The 516-nt window shown below is 51.9% G+C and carries 1 pseudogene; it reads right to left on the bottom strand.

Annotated elements, in window-relative coordinates:
* Positions 1-516: pseudogene (locus A3761_RS08470) on the bottom strand (Tn3 family transposase); the annotation flags it as partial.

Genomic DNA, 516 nt, shown 5'->3' with positions numbered 1-516 from the left:
GAAGGAAGTATTAGGGTCGATGCGGTCATCCACGAACAGGTGCAGGATCTCAGCGGCTTTACTCACGTTGCGGGCTGCCTTTTGCCAGTCTTGATAAACCCGTTCCTGCGCCATCTGATGCGCTCGTTGCTTCACCTGTCGAGTGTGATGGATGAACCCTTCCGCAATGCGCTCCAAGCCCTGCTGGTACCGAGACTGCAGATAGCACAGCAGGTACAAGCATTGGTTAGCAGGCGACTGACGCTTAAGTTTAGCACCGTAATAATCAACCCGTTCGGCATAGTGATGCTGGTTTTTCTGGGACAGAGAAAGCGAGTCGAGTACAGTCGTCACATCCTCCATTAGCGGTTGAATATGGTTATACACCGCCAGCTCTTTCTGCAGCTCGGTACCGGTGAAGTTGCGAGCGCTCCCGCGCAGCTGCTTCAATGTAAAGTGGTCTTCATCGGAAACCAGTGTCTGCAGCATATTCTTTAAGCTTTGGCTGCAAGCGGCATTGATCTGATCATACAATCG

The sequence above is a fragment of the Oleiphilus sp. HI0123 genome, from assembly GCF_001635315.1.
The sequence above is the reverse complement of the archived record's forward strand: the minus strand, read 5'-3'. Positions and strand labels throughout refer to the sequence as shown.